General features: G+C 71.2%; 10 protein-coding genes. 4 read left to right on the top strand and 6 right to left on the bottom strand.

Going from position 1 to position 23,122, the window contains the following annotated elements:
- From ABEA43_RS31185 to ABEA43_RS31175, 3 genes are read left to right on the top strand one after another with little or no spacing between them, the layout of a single operon-like run.
- Positions 1-945: a carbohydrate ABC transporter permease gene (locus ABEA43_RS31185; RefSeq protein WP_345567392.1), complete on the top strand. Its 945-nt coding sequence runs from the start codon at positions 1-3 to the stop codon at positions 943-945.
- Positions 942-1,772, top strand: a complete 831-nt coding sequence (locus tag ABEA43_RS31180) for a carbohydrate ABC transporter permease (RefSeq protein ID WP_345567390.1) — start codon at positions 942-944, stop codon at positions 1,770-1,772. Before ABEA43_RS31185 ends, ABEA43_RS31180 begins: the two co-directional genes overlap by 4 nt.
- 33 nt (positions 1,773-1,805) lie before the next feature.
- Positions 1,806-3,317 (top strand): glycoside hydrolase family 43 protein, encoded by a 1,512-nt coding sequence (locus ABEA43_RS31175; protein ID WP_345567388.1) that lies wholly within the window; start codon positions 1,806-1,808, stop codon positions 3,315-3,317.
- Between the two features lie 57 nt (positions 3,318-3,374).
- Here ABEA43_RS31175 and ABEA43_RS31170 read toward each other — a convergent pair whose 3' ends face one another.
- Together ABEA43_RS31170 and ABEA43_RS31165 are read right to left on the bottom strand one after the other, a co-directional pair.
- On the bottom strand, positions 3,375-4,391 hold the full coding sequence (locus tag ABEA43_RS31170) for a LacI family DNA-binding transcriptional regulator (protein ID WP_345567386.1): 1,017 nt from the start codon (positions 4,389-4,391) through the stop codon (positions 3,375-3,377).
- Positions 4,392-4,443: 52 nt separating this feature from the next.
- Positions 4,444-4,989, bottom strand: a complete 546-nt coding sequence (locus ABEA43_RS31165) for a dihydrofolate reductase family protein (RefSeq protein WP_345567384.1) — start codon at positions 4,987-4,989, stop codon at positions 4,444-4,446.
- 187 nt (positions 4,990-5,176) lie between these two features.
- On the opposite strand from ABEA43_RS31165, the gene ABEA43_RS31160 reads away from it, so the two are divergent.
- Positions 5,177-5,566: a VOC family protein gene (locus tag ABEA43_RS31160; protein WP_345567382.1), complete on the top strand. Its 390-nt coding sequence runs from the start codon at positions 5,177-5,179 to the stop codon at positions 5,564-5,566.
- Here ABEA43_RS31160 and ABEA43_RS31155 read toward each other — a convergent pair.
- The 4 genes from ABEA43_RS31155 to ABEA43_RS31140 form a co-directional block, all read right to left on the bottom strand.
- Positions 5,547-6,296, bottom strand: a complete 750-nt coding sequence (locus ABEA43_RS31155; RefSeq protein WP_345567380.1) for an alpha/beta fold hydrolase — start codon at positions 6,294-6,296, stop codon at positions 5,547-5,549. The two genes, ABEA43_RS31160 and ABEA43_RS31155, sit on opposite strands and share 20 nt — an antisense overlap.
- 43 nt (positions 6,297-6,339) lie before the next feature.
- Positions 6,340-6,618, bottom strand: a complete 279-nt coding sequence (locus tag ABEA43_RS31150) for a hypothetical protein (protein WP_345567378.1) — start codon at positions 6,616-6,618, stop codon at positions 6,340-6,342.
- Entirely contained in the window at positions 6,615-8,561 is a 1,947-nt protein-coding gene (locus tag ABEA43_RS31145; protein WP_345567376.1) for a hypothetical protein, read from the bottom strand. Before ABEA43_RS31145 ends, ABEA43_RS31150 begins: the two co-directional genes overlap by 4 nt.
- Before the next feature lie 225 nt (positions 8,562-8,786).
- A complete protein-coding gene (locus ABEA43_RS31140) occupies positions 8,787-22,727 on the bottom strand; it encodes a hemopexin repeat-containing protein (protein WP_345567374.1) in 13,941 nt (4,646 codons plus the stop codon).
- Positions 22,728-23,122 lie beyond the last annotated feature (395 nt).

Here is a 23,122-nt window from a genome sequence, read left to right as displayed (position 1 = left end):
GTGACCGCGACGCTCGACACGAGCCGGGCGCCCGTGCTCGCCGGCGGCGCCGTCCGGCAGCGCCTGGGCGAGCGGCTGGCCCCGTACGCCTACGTCGCGCCGTTCTTCCTGATCTTCGCGGTGTTCGGGCTGGTGCCGCTGCTGTTCACGTTCTACGTCGCGTTGTTCGACTGGAACCCGATCGGCGAGCACGTCTTCATCGGCCTGGACAACTTCACCCGGCTCCTGGCCGACGCGCGGTTCTGGAACGCGGCCTGGAACACGATCAGCATCTGGCTGCTGTCCACCGTCCCGCAACTGCTGCTCGCCCTCGGCCTGGCGCACCTGCTCAACCACGCCAGGCTGCGGTGGGCGGTGTTCTTCCGGATGTCGATGGTGGTGCCGTACATCACCTCGGTCGCGGCCACCACGATCGTCTTCGCCCAGATGTTCGACCGCGACTACGGCCTGCTGAACTGGCTGCTCGGCCTGTTCGGGGTGGAGCCGATCAACTTCCTGCAGTCGGTGTGGGGCAGCCACACGATGATCGCCGTGATGGTGACCTGGCGCTGGTTCGGCTACACCACGCTGCTCTACCTGGCTTCGCTGCAGGCGATCCCGCGGGCGATCTACGAGGCGGCGGCGGTGGACGGGGCCGGGCCGTGGAAGCAGTTCAGGCACATCTCCATCCCGTCGCTGCGCCCGGTCATCGTCTTCACCGTCGTCACCTCCACCATCGGCGGCCTGCAGATCTTCACCGAGCCGCTGCTGGTCTCCCGCTCCGCGCCGCTCACCTGCGGCCCGGTGCGGCAGTGCCAGACGCTCACCCTCTTCCTGTACGAGCAGGGCTTCGGCCAGTTCCAGTTCGGCTACGGCGCGGCCATCGGCGTCGCGCTGTTCGTGCTGATCATCGCCATCGCCACGCTCAACTACATCCTGTCCACCCGCATCCGGCCGGAGCGATGATGAACCGATCCCACCGGGTCCGCTGGTGGACCTACCTGCTGCTCGGGCTGGCGGTCCTGGCCTGCATGTTCCCGCTGTACTGGATGTTCGTGGTGGCCACCACCGACACCGCGACGGCGACGCGGTTGCCGCCGGAGATCGTGCCGGGCGGGAACTTCTTCCACCTGGCCGGGCTCGTGTTCAGTACGGTGCCGTTCGTCCGCTCGATCCTCAACAGCCTGATCGTGGCCGGCACGATCGGCGTCGGGCACGCGCTGCTGTGCTCGCTGGCCGGGTTCGCCTTCGCCAAGCTGCGCTTCCCCGGCCGCAACGTGCTGTTCCTGATCGTCGTGCTGACCATGACCGTGCCGACCCAGCTCGCGGTCATCCCGCAGTACATGATCATCTCTTCGCTGGGCTGGGTGGACACCCTCCAGGCGCTCATCGTGCCCGGCCTGGCCAGCGCGTTCGGCATCTTCTGGATGCGCCAGCACCTGGCCACCACGATCAGCGACGAGATCCTCCAGGCCGCCCGCATCGACGGGGCCACCACCTGGCAGATCTTCTGGCGGATCGCCTTCCCGCTGGTGCGGCCGGCCGCGTTCGTGCTGGGGCTGCTCGGGTTCGTCACCTCATGGAACGACTTCCTGTGGCCGTTCATCGTGCTCAAATCACCCGAGATGTACACCGCGCAGATCGCCATCAAGGCCCTGCAGAACAGCTTCACCGTGGACCTCGGCCTGGCCATGTCCGGCTCGTTCCTGGCCACCCTGCCCCTGCTCGTGCTGTTCGTGTTCGTCGGGCGGCGCATGGTCGCCGGGATCATGGACGGCGCCTTCAAAGGCTGACGCACTGACCTGGAGAGGACGTTCTTGGTGCGCATGTACGACAACCCAGTGGTGCCTGGGTTCCACCCGGATCCGAGCGTGTGCCGGGCCGGTGACGACTACTACCTGGTGTGTTCGAGTTTCGAGTATTTCCCCGGTGTGCCGATCTTCCACAGCCGTGACCTGGTCCACTGGCGGCAGATCGGCAACGTCCTCGACCGGCCCGCGCAGCTCGACCTGCCGCCCGGCGCGACGGCCTCCGGCGGCATCTACGCGCCCACGATCCGCCACCACGACGGCCGCTTCTACGTCATCACCACCAATGTGAGCGGCCGGGGCAACTTCATCGTCACCGCCGAACGCCCTGCGGGGCCGTGGTCGGACCCGGTCTGGATCGACCTGCCGGGCATCGACCCCGATCTGACCTGGGACGAGGACGGCAACTGCTGGTGCGTCGTCTCGGGTAACCACGTCTCCCGCGTGGACCCGGACAAGGGGAAGGTGCTCGAAGGCCCGTACCCGGTCTGGTCCGGCACCGGCGGGAAATATCCGGAAGCGCCGCACCTGTACCGGGTGGACGGCTGGTGGTACCTGCTGATGTCCGAAGGCGGTACCGAGCGCGGCCACGCCGTCTCGATCGCGCGCTCCCGCTCACCGCGCGGCCCCTTCGATCCCGGCCCGGTCAACCCCATCCTGACGCACCGGGGGACCGGCCGGCCGATCCAGAGCACCGGCCACGCCGACCTCGTACAGGCCGCCGACGGCACCTGGTGGATGGTGCTCCTCGCCACCCGCCCGCGCGGCTACACCCCCGAGTTCCAGGTGCTCGGCCGGGAGACCTGCCTCACCCCGGTGCGCTGGGAGGACGGCTGGCCGGTCGCCGGCCCGGTCGAGGAGCGGCACCCCGCGCCCGCCGCCTGGCACCCGCTGCCCGGCGAGCCCGCCAGGGACGACTTCGACGCCGCGGCCCTGGCGCCGTCCTGGATCTCGCCGCGCGACCGCCCGGACGGCTCCTGGTCGCTGACCGAGCGACCGGGCCGGCTGACCCTGCACGCCACGGGCCCGACGCTGGATCGTCCCAGCCACACGTTCATCGGCCGCCGCCAGCAGCATCATGACTGCCGCATCAGCACCTGCCTGGAGCCTGGAAACGCCACGGCCGGGCTGTCGCTGCGCATGGACGAAGCCCACCACTACGACCTGGAGGTGGGCGACGGGCACGCCCGCGTGATCGCCCGCATCGGGCCGCTGCGGCAGAACGTGGCCGAGCACCGGATCCCGCCCGGCACGGTCACCCTCGCCATCGACATCCGCACCGACAGGATCCTGCCGCCCTCGACGGCCGGGCCGATCAGTGGGCCGATCAGTGGGCCGATCAGTGAGCCGGCCGGTGTCGGGGCCCGTGGTCCCGACACCGTCGCCTTCTCGGTCAACGGGACGTTGCTGGCCGAGCTGGACGGCCGCTACCTGTCCACCGAGGTCGCCACCGGGTTCACCGGCCGCGTCGCCGGCATGTACGTCACGCGGGGGAGCGCGAGCTTCGACTGGTTCGACTACTCGGCGTGATGCGCCCCGCTGATCCGGGCCCGGGCTGCGGGAGACCTCCGCCGCACCCAGGTCCGGTCAGGAGGCGGCGGGAGGTGCGGTGCTCTCGCGGATGACGAGCTCGGTGCCGAGCTCGACGCGGCTCTGCGGCAGCGGCTCGTCGTTCGCCAGCTTCAGCAGCATCGTGGCGGCCGCCGCGGCCATTTCGGTGAGCGGCTGGCGAATGGTGGTCAGCGGCGGGATCGCCCACCGCATCGGCGGCAGGTCGTCGAACCCGATCACGCTCAGGTCATCGGGGATGCGCAGGCCCAGCTCGTACGCCGCCCGGTAGACGCCCATGGCCTGCCCGTCGTTGCAGGTGAAGATGGCGGTCGGCGGGTCGGGCAGGCGCAGCAGCCGGTGCGCCTGCGCAAGGCCGCCCTCGATGAGGAAGTCACCCCGCCCGATCAGCTCCTGATCGACGGGCACGCCCGCCATGTCCAGCGCCGTACGGTAGCCGTCGAGCCGCGCCCGGCTGGACAGCGCGTAGTCGGGCCCGGTGATGACGGCGATGCGGCGGTGCCCCAGCTCCAGGAGGTGGCGGGTGGCGGCGAGCCCGCCGTTCCAGTTGCCCGCACCCACCGAGGGGACGCCCTGCCCGGGGTCGCCCGCCGGGTCCAGCAGGACGAGCGGGATCTCGCGGTGGGTGAGCTGCTCGCGCTGAGCCTCGGTCAGACCGGAGAACACCGCGATCACGCCGGTCGGGCGGCGCCGCAGCACGCCGTCCAGCCAGCTCGGCCCCGGCGTGTGGTGGTGGTGCAGCTCCGACACGCCCACGGTGAGCTGGTGGGCGCGGGCGACCTGCTCGACCCCCTTGATGATCTCGATGGGGTAGTCGCCCTCCAGCGCGTGGAAGACCAGCTCAAGCAGGGCGACGGGCGCGGTCCGCCGTCGCTGCCTGCGGTAGCCGCGTTCACGGATGATCTTCTCGACGGCGGCGCGGGTCTCGGGCGCCACCTCGGAGCGGCCGTTCACGACCTTGGAGACGGTCGCGGTGGAGACGCCGGCCAGCTCGGCGAGCTGCGCGATGGTGAGGGGGGACGACTCCGTGGCCATGGCGGCAGTCTAGCGACGCGCCGGCGACGGGAGCGAAGGCGCGAATCGGCGCTCAGCCGGCGACCGGGGTGTAGGTCAGGTTGAGCACGCCGGTCTTGAACGTCTCGGACTTGGCCAGCTTCAGCGGGTAGGTCTGGGTGTCCTCGAACAGCCGCCGCCCATGGCCCACCACGATCGGGTGGACGAGCAGGCTCAGCTCGTCGATCAGCCCGTTGGCCAGCAGCCAGCGCACGGTCGTCGCGGAACCGGACATCTGGAGGTCGCCCTCGACCTGCTCCTTGAGCTCGCGCAGCCGGGCCGCGACGTCACCGGAGATGATGGTGGTGTTGTTCCAGTCCGCCTTCTCCAGGCTGTTCGTCACGACGTACTTCTTGGTGTCGTTGAGCGCCCTGGCGGCGTCCTGGTCCTGGTCGGTGGTCGTCCAGTAGGAGGACCACTCGTCGTACAGCTTGCGGCCCATCAGGAAACCCGCCGCGCTCTGCATCCCCGCCTCGACCACGGCACCCATCTCGTCGCTCCAGTAGGGGAAGTGCCACTGGTCCGGCGACTCGACGACGCCGTCGAGGGAGATGAAGAAGCTGGAAATGATCTTGCCCATGGTGCCGCTCCTCAGGTCGTGACGATCGCTTGCCATCGGGAGATTAGGCGGGAAGAAGCGTTCGAGTCTTGTACAGAAGCGACACGAGGATTTTTACCCTCGTAGCATTTTTATGTTGACATCCCCATGTGCCCTGATCTAAGTTTACGTCCGTAGCAAGTTTCCGGACTGACCCAAGGAGACCTTCTTGCAGATCACCGCCTCGACCGTCTCGCTCACCGTCGCCGACGTCGCCGCTTCCCAGGCCTTCCTCACCACTCACCTGGGCTACACGGTCCAGGCCGCCGCCGACGGCTTCGCCTCCCTCACCCGCACCGACGCGATGGACCTCGTCCTGCTCGCCCGCGGCATCGAGGTGCTCCCTCCCGAGCAGCGCGACCAGCACGTCGGCGGCCTCATCCTGGCGTTCACCCTCGCCGGCGGCCTTGAGGACCAGGAGAAGCGGCTGCGCGACGCCGGCGTGGAGATCACCATGCCGCTGCGCGAGGAGCCCTGGGGCGAGCGCCTCTTCCAGATCACCGACCCGAACGGAGTGATCATCCAGTTCGTCGAGTGGGTCACTCCCGCGGACGCGTGACCTCTCCGGCGGGCGTGCCGCAGAGGAAGGGCGCGACGACGGCCCAGAACTCCTCCGGCCTGACGCTGTGCACGCGGTGTCCGGCGTCCTCGACGGTCACCAGCCGGCAGTCGGGGACGGCCGCGTTCACCCGGGCCAGCGCGTCCGGCGAGACGTGGCTGGCCGGGCCGCCGCCGACCAGCAGCGTGGCCGCACTGATCAGCTTCAGGCGCTCCCGCCAGCCGGGGTCGGGGGTTCTGAGCTCTGTGATGATCGGTTCGATCAAGCGCCACTCGAACGGCAGGGGGTCGGCCGGCTCGGTCACCGGGGCGAGCGGTTCCGGCGCCCTCTCGGGGGGAGGCGGGGTGTCCTCCACGACCAGCCGCCGTACACGGTCCGCCTGCCGCTGGGCGACGAGGACGGCCACCGCGCCTCCCACGGAGTGACCGACGAGGTCGGTCCGGCCGATGCCCTGGGCGTCGAGGAAGGCGAGCACGTCGTCGCACATCGACGTCAGCGAATAGGCGTCGGTCCATGAGCTGCCGCCATGACCGCGCAGGTCGAGCGCCAGGACGCGGCGGCCGTGAGCGGCGAGCCGGGCCCCGAACGCGGCCCAGGTGGCGGCACCGCTGCCCAGCGCGTGCACCAGCACCACGGGCACGCCGCGCGGTGAGCCGACCTCACGGAACGCGAGCGTCACGTCCGCGACGGCCACCTTGCCGAGCCGGACCTCCGGCTGCGTCGACTCCATGCGCATGAAGCCTAGGACGTGCTGGACATCGAGTCGGCTGTCGTCACCCCTTGTACATGTCCAGGAATGAAGTGAGAAGGCTCGCGGGTGTGTTGGTGTTCTCGTTGAGCACCAGCCGGTACACGTTGGAGACGGCTGCGATCGCGTCCGGATCCGTGGCCGTCGTCAACCAGGCCTCCGCCCTCCGTAGGACCGCGTCGCGTTCGGGCTCCGATTGCTCTGGCTGCTCGGCCTTTTCTTCCTCTTCCGTCTGGTCGGGAGCCTTGCTTTCTCCGGTCCTCGTCGTCCGAGCTTGAGGGTTCCTGCTGTCTTTTCTGGTCAACTCGGCTCCTTGGTCTCTGTCCCAAGCTGATCGGCCTCGGTGGTCGTGGTGACAGGGGCCGGGTCGATCACGCCGCAGGCGAGCTTGAGCGCCTTCTGCGCCGAGATCGCGTACCTGTCGTCGATCCGCGCCGCGTAGCCGTCGAGGCTGAACGGTTCGTCCGCGGTGAACGGGGCCTTGGCGGCCCACCGCATGACCTTGTCGTAGAGCGGCTTGATGTCGCCCCGGAAGTAGGCGTCGGCCAGCTCCTGCCCGGTCACCTGGGTGTGCTCGATGAGAGCCGAGATCGCGTCGCGCTGATGGCCGTACTGGTCCTTGTCCCTGACGATGGTCTGGTCCTCCATGAGGCCCGCCACGAGCTTGTGGGTGAAGTACTCCGTCAGACCCTCGTTGAACCAGAAGCCGAAGACCTTGCGCACCGCCGGGTGGGAGAGCTTGTGGACCGTCTCGTGGTACTCCGTCCCGGCGCCGATGTGGTTGTCGCGGATGTAGATGTGCTCGTTGAAGCGCACGCCGTTCGTGCTCGCCGCAGTGTCGAACAGGAAGTTCTTCCGGACGCTTTCGATCTCCTGCTCGTCCTTCGGCATCCGTTCGAGGACCATGACCGCACCCAGCTGGTCCTCGGTGACGTAGTGGACGTGGTCGTCGAGCAGCCAGCCGGGCTGGGGAGGGTCGACGTACTGGGCGAAGGAGGGAGTCGTGGCGAAGACCTCGAGGATCCGCTCAGCCGTCAGCTTCCTCTTCTCCCTCGGCTCCTTCACCTCTGCCGCCGCGGCGCTCTCCTTCAGCGCGTCCAGGATCTCCTGCGGTTTGCCGACTTTCTCCTTCTGCTCAAGCAGGTCGTTCACGAGCGTGTCAGCGTTGATGGTCAGGTCTCTTCCGCCGACCTGGATGGTCAGGCTGAACGGGACGATCTGGTCGGGCCGGACCCTCCTCGGCAGGACGCCGGACAGCGGGTAGGACCCCTTCTTGATCTCGGCCAACCGCACGTACTTCTTCGGCTGGCCCAGCGTGGCGGTGACGAACCCGATCACGCCGCTGGTGATCCGCACTTCCTGCAGCCCCTCGATCTCCGTCCGCACATCCGCCCAGACGTCCGGTCCGGCAGCGTCGAAGTCGTCCTCGATCTTCTCGATCAGCGTGACGGTCGGCTTGTACGTCTTCTCGACGAAGTGGCCACGCTGGACGAAGTAGTCGTTGGGGTCCAGGAGCGACGTGCAGCCGATCATCGGTGTCCCGTCGGCGGCGTGGAAGATCTTCGTCGCGTCGAACTGGTACCACGCTTCGTTGTACATGGCGACTTCTGCCACCATCGTGCCGATCTTGCCGTCCGCCGTCTTCTCGTAGACGGGTGCGGTCAGGTCGCTGTTCTCCTGGAACATCGGCGCGAGCTGCAGGGAGATCGTCGGCGGCGTGTACGGGAGGATGACCGGGATCTCCTCGAAGCTGAACGCGGTCTGGGTGTCCCGCTTGTTCAGCTGCATGGTTTCCCAGCTGACGGCCGGGGGCTCCTGCTGCTCGTGGCGCCAGAGGTCGGTCAGCGTGTCCAGAGCCGCCGCGAGAGGATCACTCACGGCCGGCGGTTCGGTGCTCGTCGTGGTGCTCTGGGGATGGTCGCCCCATATGGTGGCGAGATCGTCCAGGAGCGCCTGGAGGTCAGCGTCGATCACGGAGGGCGCGTCGACCGTCGTCGTGGGAACGGCAGCCTGGTCGTCCGTCTCGACCTGCTGCTCCACCAGGGGCTGGGGTGGGTCGAGATCGCTGTCGTACGCGGCCAGGTCGGCCGACGAGGGCGTTTCCCAGCGGCTCATCTCCTCGTTCAGACTGGCCATCGCCCGCGCGACGTCGGCCCATGAGTCGGCGGCGGCGTCCTGCTGCTGAGCCGGCTCGGGGGCGGTGGGGGCGGGCTTCCGCCGGAGGGAGCTCTTCTTCTGGGTGCTCATCTGTGCCCTTCTGGGTCGGAACGGAGCTCTGCCGGCGCGGGTTAAGAGACCTCGCCCCCGGTCTTACCGGTGTCGTCGGGAACGGATCTGCGCTGTGACTTCTTGCGCGGGCTTCCGCTCATCGTGGCTCCTCTCGTGAACGGGGTCCGCCGCGCCGGCACCGGCCGGGGCGGACCCCGTGGCAGGGGTCCGCCCCGGCGGGGGCGTGGCGGGACGATCAGCGCGTCATCGCACGGCGGCCTGGTACATGAGGACCAGCGTGACGTTGCTCAGCGCGCTGCGGTCGCCTTCGACGGTGAAGGCCCAGTTGGACGGGCCGCCGCCGTTGAGGCTCAGGCCCGGCGTGGTCAGCGGGACGCCGTCGGCGAGCGGGAGCCGCCGCCCGGTCTCCAGCACCAGCCGCGCCGTGGCCTCGCCCGCGTACGCGTACGTCGGGTACAGACCGGTGATCCGCCGGCTGCTCATCCCGGGGAACAGGCCGGGGGAGAGCGGCAGCACCAGCCGGTCGCCGCCGGCGAGGAACGCCTCCCATTCCTGCGGGAAGTCGCGGGCCACGTCGATCAGGAGGGCCGCCGGGTAGGGACGCAGCATGCCCTTGACCGACTCGGTGAACACCTCGCCGCCGTGCTCGGCGGTGTAGCGCACGGTGAGCACCACATCCGTCAGGGCCCCGGCCAGGCCGTGCCGCCCGCCGCCGAGCTCCAGCCGCCAGGTGGACACCGCGCCGGTGCCCTCGAACGGTAGGTAGCGCTCGTCGTCGTAGCGCAGCTCGAACAGGCCGTTGTTCTCCATCGGGTACTCGACCTGGGACAGCGCGATCCGCTGGCTGGGCCGCCAGTCGCCGCGCAGGGTGGCGGGAACGTCGCCCTGCGGGTCGAGCAGGTATTTGACCGCCTTCGAGTCGGCCTCCAGCACGGTCTTGCTGTTCAGCTGGGTCAGCGTCGCGTTCAGCCCGAGCTGCTCGCCCGCGGTGTCGGTGAAGGTCACCGACACGGTACGCAGCTGGCGCAGGAAGTGGCCGGGGAAGTCCCGGTCGAACAGGTCCTCGCCCAGGGTGAACTCGCACCGGCCGCCGGAGCGCAGCCGCAGCAGCGCCACCGCGTCCAGCTCCAGCAGGGACACCTTCTTCGTGATCTCCAGGCCGCGGACGTTGCCGGTGATGTAGGCCTGGCCGAGCCGCTCCAGGTCCATGCCCAGGCTCTCGGCCGCCTGCAGGCCGCTGCGCCGGCTCTCCCAGTACGCCGGCCGGATCACCTCGGCCTCGCCGGCACGTACGCCGCGCTCGAAGCGGTAGGCCGCCTCGGCCGACCGCGCCGCGTCGTAGGCCAGCTGGAAGGCCTGGAAGCACAGGCCGGACAGCCGCCCGGACAGCCACCCGTACAGCTCGGCGCCGGTGAACTTGTCCCGCATGAACGTCGCCGTGGACGTGTTGTGCGCGATCTCCTGCTCCAGGATCTTCAGCTCCTGGTGGGCGGACTCCAGCCGCTGCTGCGCGATGTTGATCTGGTACCCGATCTGGATCACGTCGCTGTCGGCGGTCGCGAGCTGCAGCTTCCAGTCCTCGACGGACCGCTCGTGCTGAGCGCGCACGCCCAGCGCCTCGCCGATCATGCTGATGCCCTCGGCGGAGGACTCCAGCACCTCGCCGGCCTTGTCCAGGCCCCGGCCGACCTGCTCGCCGCCCCACTCGGTGCCCAGGATGAACGGCCCGACCTTGACCTGCGGCGCGGGATAGGCGAACGCCGCGCCAGTCTTCAGAATGGCGGCGACGACGTGCAGGGCCGCGCCGGTGGACATCATCGCCAGCTGACCGTGCTCCGCCGGCGACAGCCCGTTCGCGATGAGGTCGCCGTAGTGGTCGGAGCGCCCCTGCGCCGAGGACAGGCTCTCCCGCAGCTCGGACAGGTCCTCCTCGGCGATCCGCACCTGCGCCTGCCGGACGCCGATCGTCAGGCCGAGTATCGTCCCCTCCTGCTTGACCTGGAGCACGCTCAGCTCCTCGGCGTCACGTCGTTCCAGCACGCTCAGCAGGTCGGCGCCGAACTGGCGGACCCGGTCGACCAGCTCCTGGGCCCGGCGGAAGGCGACCTGGAAGCGCTGCGGCGGCACCGCCACGCTCGCCGCAGCCGCGGCGGCCTCGCCGAGCGGGGTGCCGTCGGCGGCGGCGCGCACCAGCCGCATCGGGTCCAGCGGCGGCTCGAACAGCGGCAGCGGCTGGCTGATCCCCAGGATGTTCAGCGACTCGCGGATCTTGCGCAGCCGGTCCGCGACCCGGTCCCAGTACTCGGTGAACACGCTGTTGTCCGGGATGTGGAAGTAGGAGCCGGCCACGCCCGCGTGCACCTCGCCGGCCTGCTCCAGCAGGGAGCCGCCACCGGTCAGGTAGCCGAGCAGGTCGAGGTCGCCCGCCTCCGCGTCCAGCTCGGTGAAGGACTCCGGCACGGACGGCAGCCCGGTGCCCAGCCGCTCCGGAGCCTCGCCGAGCAGGTCGAACGCGAGAATGTAGAGCATCCGCGCCTCGTCGACGCTTTCGGGCGTGTACTGCCGGAACAGCATGTCGCCCCAGTCGAGCAGGTTGTCGATGTAGCCCATCACCACGGCGCGGCGGTAGGCCACCGGGCGCAGCCGGGCGATGGCGTGCGGGTCGAACGGGTCCTCCCGGTAGACCTCCAGCAGGTCGGCCCGGCCGCCCAGGGCCTGCAACTGCTTCTCCAGGTCGGCGAGCACGGCGGTCCGCTCGCCGAGCGCGGCCACGGCGGCGGCCTGTCCCGGGGTCAGCCCCGTGGTGGCGGCCAGCGCGGAGACGGCGTCGGCGATGGCCTCGTGCGTGTCGTCGTCGGTGACGGTGAGCAGGTCGCCCGCGCCGGGCCGGCCGTCACCGGTGTCGGCGGCGGCCAGCCGGCGCAGCGCGCCCAGCACGTCCGGCAGCCCGGCCTCCTCGACCGTCGTGACGGTGACGCCGAGCACACGCAGCACCTCCAGGTCGCGCGCGCAGCCGTCGGCGAGGGCCTGCAGGTCGGCGCCGAGGAACGGCAGGAAACGCCAGTGCCCCTGCGGGTTCGTCGGGTCGAAGACGTACTCGTACCACCGTTTGGCGTCCTCGAAGCGCTGCGCCTCGTTGAGCGCCTGCGCGATGAGCAGCGGCGCGTGGAAGAAGATCTCCCAGTAGTAGAGGCCGTTGGCGCTCTGGAAGTCCAGGTGCGCGCCGGTCGGCAGCCGCCCCTCGTCGACCGTGCCCTCCCGGACCCGGACCGCCGTGGTGGCGTCGGGATCGGTGGTGACCGCCACCTCGTCGATCTCCTGGGTGGCGGTGTCGAGCAGCGCGGCCACGCCGCCCGACAGCAGCCGCTGGTTGAGCGCGAACGCGGTGCCCGTGGTCAGCCGGATGATCTCGAAGGGCAGGGAGCTGCGCTCGTACGGGCGCGGCACCGCCGCGGTCTTGGCGCGGCGTGCGTAGGAGCCGCCGGCGAACAGGAACAGGCCCTCGTCGGAGTCCATCGCGGCGTCGAACGGGGTGGGCGACTCGCGGGGCAGCCCGCCCCAGGCGCCGGCGACCGGCAGGTACGCGCCGGCCTCGTCGGGCCCGCGGGCGGTCTCGCCACGGGCGTAGGCGGCGCCGGAGAACAGGTAGACGTGGCCGCCGCGGGTGAAGGCGGTGTTGATCTCCCTGGTCAGCGGCTTGGGATAGCCCGTGTCGATGAGACGGCCGGGCAGGCCGTGGTCCAGGGTGTAGCGGACGTACTCCATGCCGCTGGTCAGGTACAGCTTGCCGGCGCCGGTGTAGGCCGCGCCGACCTTCCCCGTCGTGGCCAGCTGGGTGGTGGCGCTGATCTTGTGCCGGCTGGAGGTTCCGTTGACGAGGACCTTGCGGTAGAAGCCGCTGCCGGTGCCGCCCGTGGTGCCGTTGTCGCCGTTGTCGAAGAAGTACGCGGTGTTGTCCCGCCAGAGCGCAGCGTTGACCCGGGTCTCCGGCAGGCCCAGCTTGTTGCCGATGAGGGGGCGGGGGTAGGCGTTCTCCTTGCCGGCCTCGTCGAGGACGAACCGGCTCTTCTTCTGTCCTCCTCGCCCGTTCGACTCGGTCGTCCAGGAGTAGCGGGCGTACGTCTCCCCGGCGAACGCGACGGCGAAGCGGTCGTTGACCAGCACCGCGTCCAGCGGCTTGAAGGTGTTCGGGAGTCGATCGAACACCCACAGGTCGGTCAGCTGGTGGTCGGCGGGAGGCTCGGGAGGGTTCTTGGCCGCCGCGGCGGCGATGTCCTCGGACGTCATGTAGCTCCCCAGGGCGTGGGAGACGAAGTACTCGACGCCGTCAGGGGTGGTGAACGCGACGTCCACCTTCGTCCACGGCGGCAGCCCCTCCCTGTTGGTCTTGATGTTCTTCGGGTACTCGTCGTCGATGACCTGGAACGGGGTGCCGGTGAACCGGACGTAGCGCTGGCCGGAGAAGACGTAGGTGTACTGGCCGCGGCTGAACACCGTGTCGACCTTGTCGGCCTTGGGCAGGACGGTGGGGACCAGGCCCCACCGGGCGGAGGTGGTCAGCCGCCCGCTCAACGCCCCCGCGGGCGTGCCCGGCGGAGCCCCGTCGGGGACCTTCCCCGGCACCGACTCCGCGTACTGGCCGGCGGTGTTGTCGAAGAAGTACCGGGCGCCGTCGGGCAGCTCGACCGCGGCGTCCACCTGGCCCCACGCCGGCAGCTTGTCGTCGTTGCCGCTCAGCGGCAGCAGGGCGGCCGACTCGTCAGGCCCGGCGTCGGCCGGGCGGCACAGGAAGCTGCCGCCCTTGACGTCCACGCTGAACCAGGACCCGGACTCGGCCGCGACCGGGGTGTCGAACCTGACGACGTCGGTCGGCCGCACCGAATCGACGAAGACCTCGGCGACCCGCTCGGACGCCGCCGTGAGGGCCTGGGCGACCTTGTCGTCGGTCTCACCGGCCACCCACAGCCCGGCCAGCACGTTCAGCATGGGGCCGAAGAAGATCCCGAAGGGCAGGTCGGAGAAGCCGGGGACGTCGGCCAGCGCCCGCTCGGTGAGGTCCTCGGCGACCAGCTCGGAGCTGAGCGAGAACATCAGCCCGGTGCGCAGCACGCTCGGCGGCTGCGGCTTGCCGTCCTCGGCCGGCGGGTTCGGCGTGGTCACCGTGTAGGCGCAGGCGACCACGACGGAGGTACGGTCCTCGCCGGCGGCCACCGGCTGGATGAACAGGGTGATGTCGTCGATCGTGCCGCTGCGCGGGGCGCCCACGCCGAGCGTCTGCGCCGCCACCCACTCCTTGTTCAGGTTCTCGAACGAGTAGAAGATCTTGATCTGCCGGGTCGCCGGCTTGCCGCTGACCTGCTGCTCGTCGCCCTTGGACGCGGCCACCACGGTGGTCGTCGCCCCATCGTCGGCGACCGGTTCGACGGCCGTCCAGAACACGAACATCCGGCCGAAGGCGTGCACCGGGTGCACCTCGTCGGCGTCGATCTGCAGGTTGACCTTCTGCCACGGCTCCCAGGACGCCGCCAGCCGGTCCCGGCTGGTGAACTCCGCCCGGCGGTGGTAGTAGCGCCGCGGGTCGGTCTTGGTCCGCCCGAACAGCGCCAGCCGGTACGGGCCGCCGGTCGTCCTGTCCTTGGTGTAGACGTAGCCGCCGGCGATGGTGAGCCGGGACACCTCGGTGTATTCGTCCAGGTAGCGCTTGTAGGCCTGCTCCACCGTCGTGGCGGTGATCTCGTTCTGCAGCAGGTCGCCCTCCAGCGCGCGGAACGCGGGGGTGCGGTCGGCCCGCAGCTCCGGCCGGATGTAGTTCTCCGGATAGAGGAAGACCTTGCGGTTGGCCTCCCACAGCCGGTAGCCGCGCATCCACTGCCACCACTCGCGGATCCGCCGGCGGGCATCCTCGGCGGACTCGACGACACCGGCGGTCGCGACGGTCGCGACGACCCCGGTGGCCGGGGGAGACTCCAGGCCGAGCAGGTAGCGGTGCACGTAGAGCTGGGTGGCGGCGATGGCCTCCCTGACCCGGGAGGTGATGCCGCGCGGGCCCATCTCGACGTCGATCAGGAACCGGTCGAACAGGTCCCTGGCGGTGCGCAGCCGGTCGCCGGGGCTGCGGCCGAGCACGGCCGCGACCAGCGCGTCGCGCCGCAGCACGTTCAGCTCGTCGTGCAGGGTGCGCTTCAGCGCCGGCCAGTCCGCCGGGTCGTTGCGGCGGGCCAGCAGCTCCTGCAGCGCCTCGGCGGCGGCGTCCAGCGCCGGGTCGCCGCCGTCGGCGTGCATCCGGGACCACACGTCGGCGTGCAGCGCGGACGGCACGGTGCCCAGCCGGCCGGTGAAGGCGAACAGGCCGGCGATCCGGATCAGGAACTCCAGCTCGAACAGCGACTCGTCCGCCGCGCCGTCGGTCAGCAGGCCGACCCGCCGCCGGCACCACCGGATCTCGTCGGCGTCCCAGCCGAACAGGTCGGCCAGGAACCGGTACGGGTCCGCGACGGCGGCCTCGCCGGGCAGCAGGAACGCGGCCAGGTCACCGGAGTGGGCCCGGGCCAGCTCGGCGAACCGGGCGATCGTCCGCACGTCGCTCAGCCGGAAGTCGGCCGTGCCGGACCAGCGGTGCCGGAACGGCTGTGGATAGGTCCTGTCGGGGACGTCGTACCGGTCCCCTGAGTAGCGGACGTGCTCGGTGCCCAGGCACAGGTAGGCGCGGCCGCCGAAGGAGAACGCGGCGTCGGGCCCGGCGTCGAACGTCTCGGGCAGGTTGCCCCAGTCGCCGGCCACCAGCCGTGGATAGCCGGCCTCCACGGTGTCCATCAGAGTCATCCGGTAGCGGGCGTACTGGCCGCCGCAGAAGACGTACAGGTCACCGTCGCGGGAGGTGAACGCGGCCTGCACGGTCGCCCCGGGGGCGCGGAACGCGTTGTCGACCACGCCCCAGACGCCGGCGATCGGCGCCTCGGTCGCCCGGCCGTTCTCGATCCGCAGGTAGCGGGGGCCGGCGAACAGGTATGTGACGCCGCCGGTGTCCTGGAACGCCGCGTCGATCGCGTCGCGGAAGGCTTCGGGCAGCTCGCCGATGCCCAGCTCGGCGGGCAGCGCCTCGGCGATGACCCGGGGGTAGCCCTCGTCGATCTGGTCGTAGCCGCCGGCGTCCGAGTAGCGGACGTACTGGTCGCCGGAGAACAGCAAGGTACGCGGAGTGGTTTCCCCACTGACCACCAGGGCGGCGTCCACGCGCTGACGCTCGGCGACGGTGTTGCGGACCCGGGCCAGCGCCGTCTGGTCGAACCGCGCGGTCAGGCCGCGCGACAGCACATGGCAGACGCCGCCGGACAGGATCCGCACGGTACGCCCGCTGCCGGCCACGGCGTCGACCATGGAGCGCCCGTCGGCCTCCAGCCGGTCGGCCAGGTCCTCGTCGAAGGACACCGGCAGGCCGGTGAACGCCTCTTCCGCGCGCAGGTTGCCGGCGATCGGCCTGGGATAGCCGGGGTCGGCGTACCGGTAGGAGGCGCCGGTGTAGCGGACGTACTGGTCGCCGGAGAACAGGTATGTGACCCGGCTCCCATCGGCGGCGGTGTCGGCGAACGCGGCGTCCACCACGTCCTCGCCGGTGCCCAGGAAGTTGTTGCGGGTCCGTCCCCAGGCGTCACGGATCGGCCGCCGCGCCGCCAGGGCGCCGTCGTAGCGGGCGAACTCGCCGGGGAAGAAGAAGTACGTGGCGCCGTCGCGGCCGACGTACGCGCTGGTGAGGCCGTCGGCCTTGGCCAGCTCGCGCCAGACGCGCTCCAGCGGACGTGGCTGCGACCATGCCCCGGTCACCGGCCCGCCGGTCGTCGTGCCCGCGGGGCCGGCCGGGTCGCGGCGTACGTACTGGCCGTCGAACAGCAGCAGCATCGTCTCGCCGACGGACAGCACGGCGTCCGGCACGGTGAACCCGGCGGGACGGTACTCCTCGGGCACGCCCCAGAACCCGGCGTCGGCGATCAGCGGCACCCCGCCCTCCGGCGCCCGGGTGTAGTCGCGGCCGGTGTAGGTGACGTAGCGCATCGTGCCGTCGGGCCGGGGCGGCTCGAACAGGTACGTGGTCTCGTCCTGCACGTAGGCGAGCGTCACCCGGGTCAGCCCGCCCCAGTGCGCCGCGATCGGCAGCGGCGCGCCGTCGACGTCGGCGTCCATGGCGGCCTCGCCGGAATACACCACGAACTGGTCGCCGCTGAACAGGTAGGTCCTGCCGTCGGTGCCGACGAACGCGGCGTCCACCGCGTTGTCGTGGACGACGTTGTTGCGCGGCCGGCCCCACTCCTCGGACAGCGGGTAGGCCCGCCCCAGCCGGGTGTCGAAGCAGGACGCGCCCTTGAACAGGTAGGTGTTGCCGTCGGCGCCGTGCAGCACGGCGTCCAGATCGGCCCGGTACTCCGGCGGCACCGCGCGCGGGAACCGCGGCCGGACCGGCTGCGGCGCGACGGCCGCCCGCTCCGGCTGGCCGTGCCGGTGCCAGCCGCCTGGCTGCTCGGCCAGCAGCGCGCCGTCCTGGTCGAACGCGCAGCGGACCGGCTCGGTGAACGCGTTCGCGTAGCGGCGGTAGGCGGTCTGGGAGACCGCGTGGCAGCGCCCGCCGCCGAACAGGTACACGGTGCCCCGGTCGGCGAACGCCGCGTCCACGACGGCCGGCGCCTCCTTCAGGTTGCCCAGCCGCGGCTCGTGCGGCAGCGCGGCCAGGACCTGCGGGTAGCCGAGGTCGGGCGTGGTCAGGTCGGCGCCGGTGTAGCGGACGTACTGGTTGCCGGAGAACAGGTAGGTACGGGTGCGCACGACGCCGTCCGCGTCGGTGTCGTCCGCCACGAGGGTCGCGTCCACCCGCCCGGTACGTGCGATCGCGCTGACCACGTTCCCCCAGAAGCGGACGATGGTCGCCGGGTAGCGGTCGTCGATCCGGGTGTGGTCGCCGGTCGAGCACCGGACGTACTCGGTGCCGGAGAACAGGTAGGTCCGGCCGTCCTTGCCCAGCAGGGCCGCGTCGACCTGGCCGAACGGCAGGTCGTCCCAGTGCCGGCGCAGCGGCTGCGGCTCCGACCACCAGCGGCGCTTGTTGTCGAAGGTGGCGTAGTGGCTGCCGGAGAACAGGTACATCAGGCCGTCCCGGCCGGTGAACGCGGCGTCCACCCGGGTGAACGGGGCGTCGGCCAGCGCGTCCGGCAGGTTCCACCGGTTGGCGGCCAGCGCCTGCGGGTGGGCGGCGTCGGGGGCGGTGTAGTCCTTCGTCGCGTAGCGGACGTGGAAGGAGGCGTCGGACGGCTGGGCGCAGTGCACCTCGATCCGATACTCGTCCGAGGCCCGCTTCCCGGTGATCGGGTCCACGGCGGCCGGGTCCACGGCGCGGCGCAGCGCCAGCCGGATCCCGTGGCCGGCGGTGATCTGCCACGCGGTGCCGGACCCGGACACGGGCGCGTCCTCGGCGGCGGCGATCCCGTGCTCCAGCAGCAGCCGCCGCACCGGGTACGGCAGCCGGCCCGCGTTCAGGTCGTCGGCGTGCTCCACCGGGATGCAGGTGATCAGCCCGGCCGTGCCGAACAGGTGGGTGGCGCCGTCCAGGGTGAACGCGGCGTCCACCCGCAGCAGCCCGCCCCAGTCGTCGGCGATGCGCCGCGGGTAGCCCGGGTCCGCCGTCGAGTAGTCGGCGCCGGAGTAGCGCAGGTAACGGTCGCCGGAGAACAGGTAGGTGCGGCCGTCCAGGCCGACGAAGGCCGCGTCGACCGTGCCGCCGGGCAGGGCCGCGCCGATGGTCCCCCAGCGGTGCGCGGTGGCCGCGAGGTCCGGCCCGCTCTGGCGCAGGGCGACCGTCCTGCCGTTCTTGAACAGGTGCAGCACTCCGGCGGGGTCGCGGAAGGCGGCCTCTATCCCGCCGGTGAACTCGGTCGGGACACCCTGGAGGAACGCCTCGATCAGTTGCGGGAAGCCCGCGTCCGCCCGCAGCTCGCCGCTCTCGACGTCGCCGCTGTAGCGGAACACCTGGTCGCCGGAGAACACCAGGTAGGCGGCCCCGTCGGCGCAGGCGGCGTCGATCTGGCCGGTATCGGCGAACGCGTTGCGCAGCCGCCCCCAGACGTCGGCGACCGGGCGCGCGGCGGCGGTGCCGTCCACGGCCAGGAAATGGTCCCCGGAGAACAGGTAGGTGGTGTCGTCGGTGCCGCGGAAGGCGGCGTCCAGCGAGCGGCGGAACCGGCCGGGCAACTCGGCGCCGCGCTGCCCGTCCTCCCACCACTCGCCGATCCGGCGGGGGTGGCCGGGGTCGACGTGCTCGCGCCCCGGCCCGGAGTAGCGGACGTACTGCTCGCCGCAGAACAGGTAGACGCGGCCCTCCTCGTCGGTGAACGCCGCGTCGATCGCCGCGGGGGCGTCGAAGGCGTTCTCGACCACGCCCCACTCCTGCTGCTTCGGGGCCCACCGGGCGCCGCCGCGCTCCCTGGTGAACGTGCGCGGGACGCCGTCGCCGCCCCTGCCGATGATCCAGTCGGTGCCGTTGATGTCGCTGAACGCGGCGTCGACGCCGGTGAGGACGCCGAACCGGGCGGACAGCTCGGTCAGCGGCACCGGCTCGTCACCGGTGCGGACGTAGCCGGGGCCGTACACCCAGCACTCCCGGCCGCGGAACAGGTAGACGTTGCCGTCGGAGCTCTCCAGCAGGGCGTCGATGCTGTCGACGCCGCGGGGCGCGGCCAGCGGCTCGGGGAACTTGCCCGCCAGGTCCTGGTCGCGGAAGGCGAGGGTGATCTGGTTCGCGTCGAGGCCGAACTTCCCGGCGAGCAGGGCGACGGCGCGGATCCGCCGGAGGGCGGCGCGCGAGTCCGGGGGCAGGTCGGCGCCGCGTTCCGCGCCGGCCAGCGCGGGGGCGGCCAGCAGCTCCACCGCCTCGTCCGGGCCACCGGCGACCGCCGTGCAGGCCGCGGCGACGATCGGCGCGCTCACCCCGAGCTCGTCCTGGAGCACGAGGAGCAGCGCGGCACGCTGCCGGCCGGCCAGCGCCTCCAGCTTGGTGATGATCTCGGCGATCGCCGCGTTCGTCCGCACCGCGACGGCGTGCAGCAGGAAGAAGACGTCCTTGGCGAAGTCCTCCAGGCCGGGCAGGACGAAGTCCAGCGCGTTGTACACCTCGGCGAAATAGCCGAGCCGGTGCTCGGGGATGCCCAGCTCCGGGGTGAGATGCCCGGCGTCGACCAGCCTGACCACGAGCTGGGCCTGCTCGTCCGCGTCGAAGCCGAGCTCGGCCGCCGCCGCCGGGTCGACCCGGTAGGGGCGGGCGTCGGACAGGGCGGTGGCGATCCGCTGGAAGATCGCGGAGTTCTCGGCCGCGGTGAACCCGGTCAGCTCCAGCCGGCCCGCCGGGTCGGCGAAGAACGCCTGGCTGCTCGGCAGGATGCGGTCGTCGGCCAGGTGGACGCCGTCCAGCAGGTCCGCCGCCCGCTGCGCGGCGGCCGGGTCGGTGATGTCCGCGAAGTCCGCCGCCGTGACGGTGAGCAGCTCGGCCCGGGCCTGGGTGAGCGGGCCGCGCAGGGCGTCCAGGACGTGCCGCCGGTACGGGTAGAACTCCAGGGCCAGAGCCAGCTCACCGAGACCGGGGTCGAGCAGCGCCGCGGGTTCGGTGAAGAAGCCGCCGGCGTCGATGTGGCCGTTGCAGCGCAGGCTCTCGACCAGGTCGGTGACCTGCTGCGGGGACAGCGGCAGCGTGGCGAGGACCGCCGGGTCGAAGACGACGGCCCCGCCGGTGAACCGGGCGGCCAGCTCGCGCAGCCGGACGTGCACGCCGGCCAGGACGCCGCTCAGGTCGGCGTTCACCGCGAACGTGGCGCGGTTCTCCGCACGGGCGAAGAACCCGGGCCGCAGCACGGTGCCGTCGTCGTCGAGGTAGCCGTTGAAGACCAGGTTGTCGTACAGCTCGGCGCGCTCCGCGTCGCTCAGGCCCGCCAGCTTCGTCAGGTCGGAGGGGAAGAAGACGGCCGGTTCCGGCAGCGATTCCCCGGGGCCGGGCATCGGGGACAGGCTGCGTACCAGGTCGAACAGCGCGTCGCGGTGCTTGCCGAAGTCACGGGCCAGCCGCAGCCCCGAGGGGGTCTCCGGCAGCGGATCGGCCGCCAGGGAGCCGCCTGGCTCCAGGTGGCCGGCGACGACCAGGTTGGCGTGGACCTTGGCGGCGAGGCGGTCGCCGAGCCCGATGCCCTCCAGGTCGCCGCCCACCACCATGCCCAGCTCGTTGAGCGCGGTAAAGGCGGCGGTCGCGGCGCGGGCCGGGTCGACGCGCAGCAGCCGGGCGTCCCGGGGGGACACCACGCCGCTCGGGTGGGCTACGGCGATGTCGTTGATCACGCCGGCGGCGCGCGGGCCGAACCGCTGGGAGGTGAACAGGCCGGGGGAGGGCGCGAGCGCCTCGAACCGCCGGCGCAGCTCCGCCAGGAGGGCCGCGTCGGCGTCCGGCTCCTCTCCGCTCAGGGCCTCTCCGCTCAGGGCCTCTCCGCTCAGGGCTTGTCCGCCCGGCGACTGCCCGTTCAGGCTGGCTTGGCTGCCTGATGCGGCCTGCCCTCGCGCTGCTGCGGCGCTGAGCACCGTGGCCAGCTCGCGGCCGTTCAGGTCGGCGGACTGCATCCACGGCACCACGGCCAGCAGGGTCTGCATCAGCCACAGACCGGCGGCGACGTCCCCGCCGGCCAGCACCGCGTAGTAGTCGTCGGAGCTCATGCCCGTGTCGATCAGCAGCGGGAACGTGGTGTGCCGTTGCAGCGCCGGGTCGCACTCCAGCGCGTCGAGGACGTCGAGCAGCTCCGCGGCCGAGACGCCGAGTGCCACGGAGAGCCGGTGGATCCGGTGCAGCAGCGACAGCTCGGCCGGGCCGGTCGCCCGGTCGAACGGGGGCACTTCGTTCGTGGTGGAACGTTCCCGGAATCGGCTGACGAGGGCGGTCAGCTCGTCCTCGGTCAGGGACAGCGCCGCGGTGACCCGCCGCCGGTACTCCTTGTTGCGGGTGGCCAGGACGTCGCCCGCGCAGGCGAGCACCGGCCGGTCGGCGTAGGCGTACGGCACCCGCGCCGATCCGCGGATCACCGGCGCGCCCGCCGTGGCGAAGGGCACGTTGAACACCCGGTCGAACAGGTCCTTCGGCGTCTCGCCGTCGCCCGCGCCGAGCGTGTTCACCGGGGCGACCAGGCTGACGGCGACGTCGATCGGCACGTCCAGGCCGCGGCGCAGGTGGAGCAGCACGGCGAGGTGCCGCAGCGCCCTGGCGTCGATCCGGTTGCCGCAGCAGTCGCGCAGCACCAGGTCGAGGTCGGTGAAGGACAGCCCGGTCCGGCGGGCCAGCCGGACGAACCGGGAGACCCGGTCGAACCAGGCCGCGGGGATCGGCTCGCCGTCGTCGTAGGGGTTGGCCGGGTCGTCCACGCAGACGAGCCGCTCCTCCTCGGCGTCCAGGCCGACCACCGGGCCGCCGTGATGGATGAAGAACGCGGACGCGGCCGCGCGCTCCGGAGTCGCCCCGCCGATCGAGCCCGCGCCGAGGCCGCCGTACAGCAGCTCCCGCAGCTCGGTGCCGCTGATCGAGGCGGCCTGCCGGAACCGGGGGACCGCCTCCAGGGTGCGCAGGGTCTCCCCGGCGTCAGCGTCCAGCCCCCAGTGCCCGCGCAGCACGGGGCCGTCGCCGAGCGGGGTGGTGAGCACGGCGACGTCGTCCCGGGTGAGCCCCAGGTACTCCCGGGCGACGACGTCGGGGGCGGGGACGTCGGCGAGGTGGCGATAGAGCTCGTCGGGCTCGACCTTCAGGTGGTGCAGCAGCCTGCGCAGCCGCTCGTGCCGCAGCGAGAACGGCATGGTGAACGGGTGCCGCAGCGCCCGCAGCACCTGATCGGCCCCGATCGTGCCGCCCTTGGTCAGCTCCCGCTCCAGAACCTCGTTGACCACGTCGAGGTAGGGGAGCTCGGTGTAGGTGTTCGTGCCGTCGAGTGGAACGTTCCTGATCGTGGGGCGACGGGAGAGGAGGTCGTCGAGCAGCCCCTCCGGAGCGTCGTCGCCGAGGAGCTGGATCAGCTCGGCGAGGTAGGCGGCGGGGGAGTACACGGAACGGGACTCGTCCCGCTCGCGGAAGTCGAGCTCGCCGAAAAGCTGCTCGTAGCTAGGGAGGGAGTCGGCCGGCTGCATGGATCCTCCTGGACGGGCCGCGACGAGACCGTGGGGCCTGCACAATCCGAATGGACTTGGAAGCGGGGCAGGAGAATGGCGAAATTTATTTCGGGCAGCACGTATCGGCGCGCCGTCCGCGTAGGCGATGTCGTCAATTCCCCCGTTGGTGCGAAAAACGCAGCCGACCTCAGGTCCCCGAACGAAAGATCATGCATGCGTAAGCTAGGCGGACGAATAGTATCAACCTCGTACGGGGATAGCCATAGCCTCTCACCTGGGCAATCTGCTCGGATCATCTAGATGGCGGATAATAACGCCTTTTCGGTAAAAGCCGTTTTTTCGGGCAGGACTTTTTGGTCGGGCGAATGCGGGGAAGCTTCGTGGTGTCGTGAGAAATGACGACACGTACTGTC

This window comes from Nonomuraea rosea, assembly GCF_039539705.1.
GTDB lineage: Bacteria > Actinomycetota > Actinomycetes > Streptosporangiales > Streptosporangiaceae > Nonomuraea > Nonomuraea rosea.
This window is presented reverse-complemented; position numbering and strand designations above follow the sequence as displayed.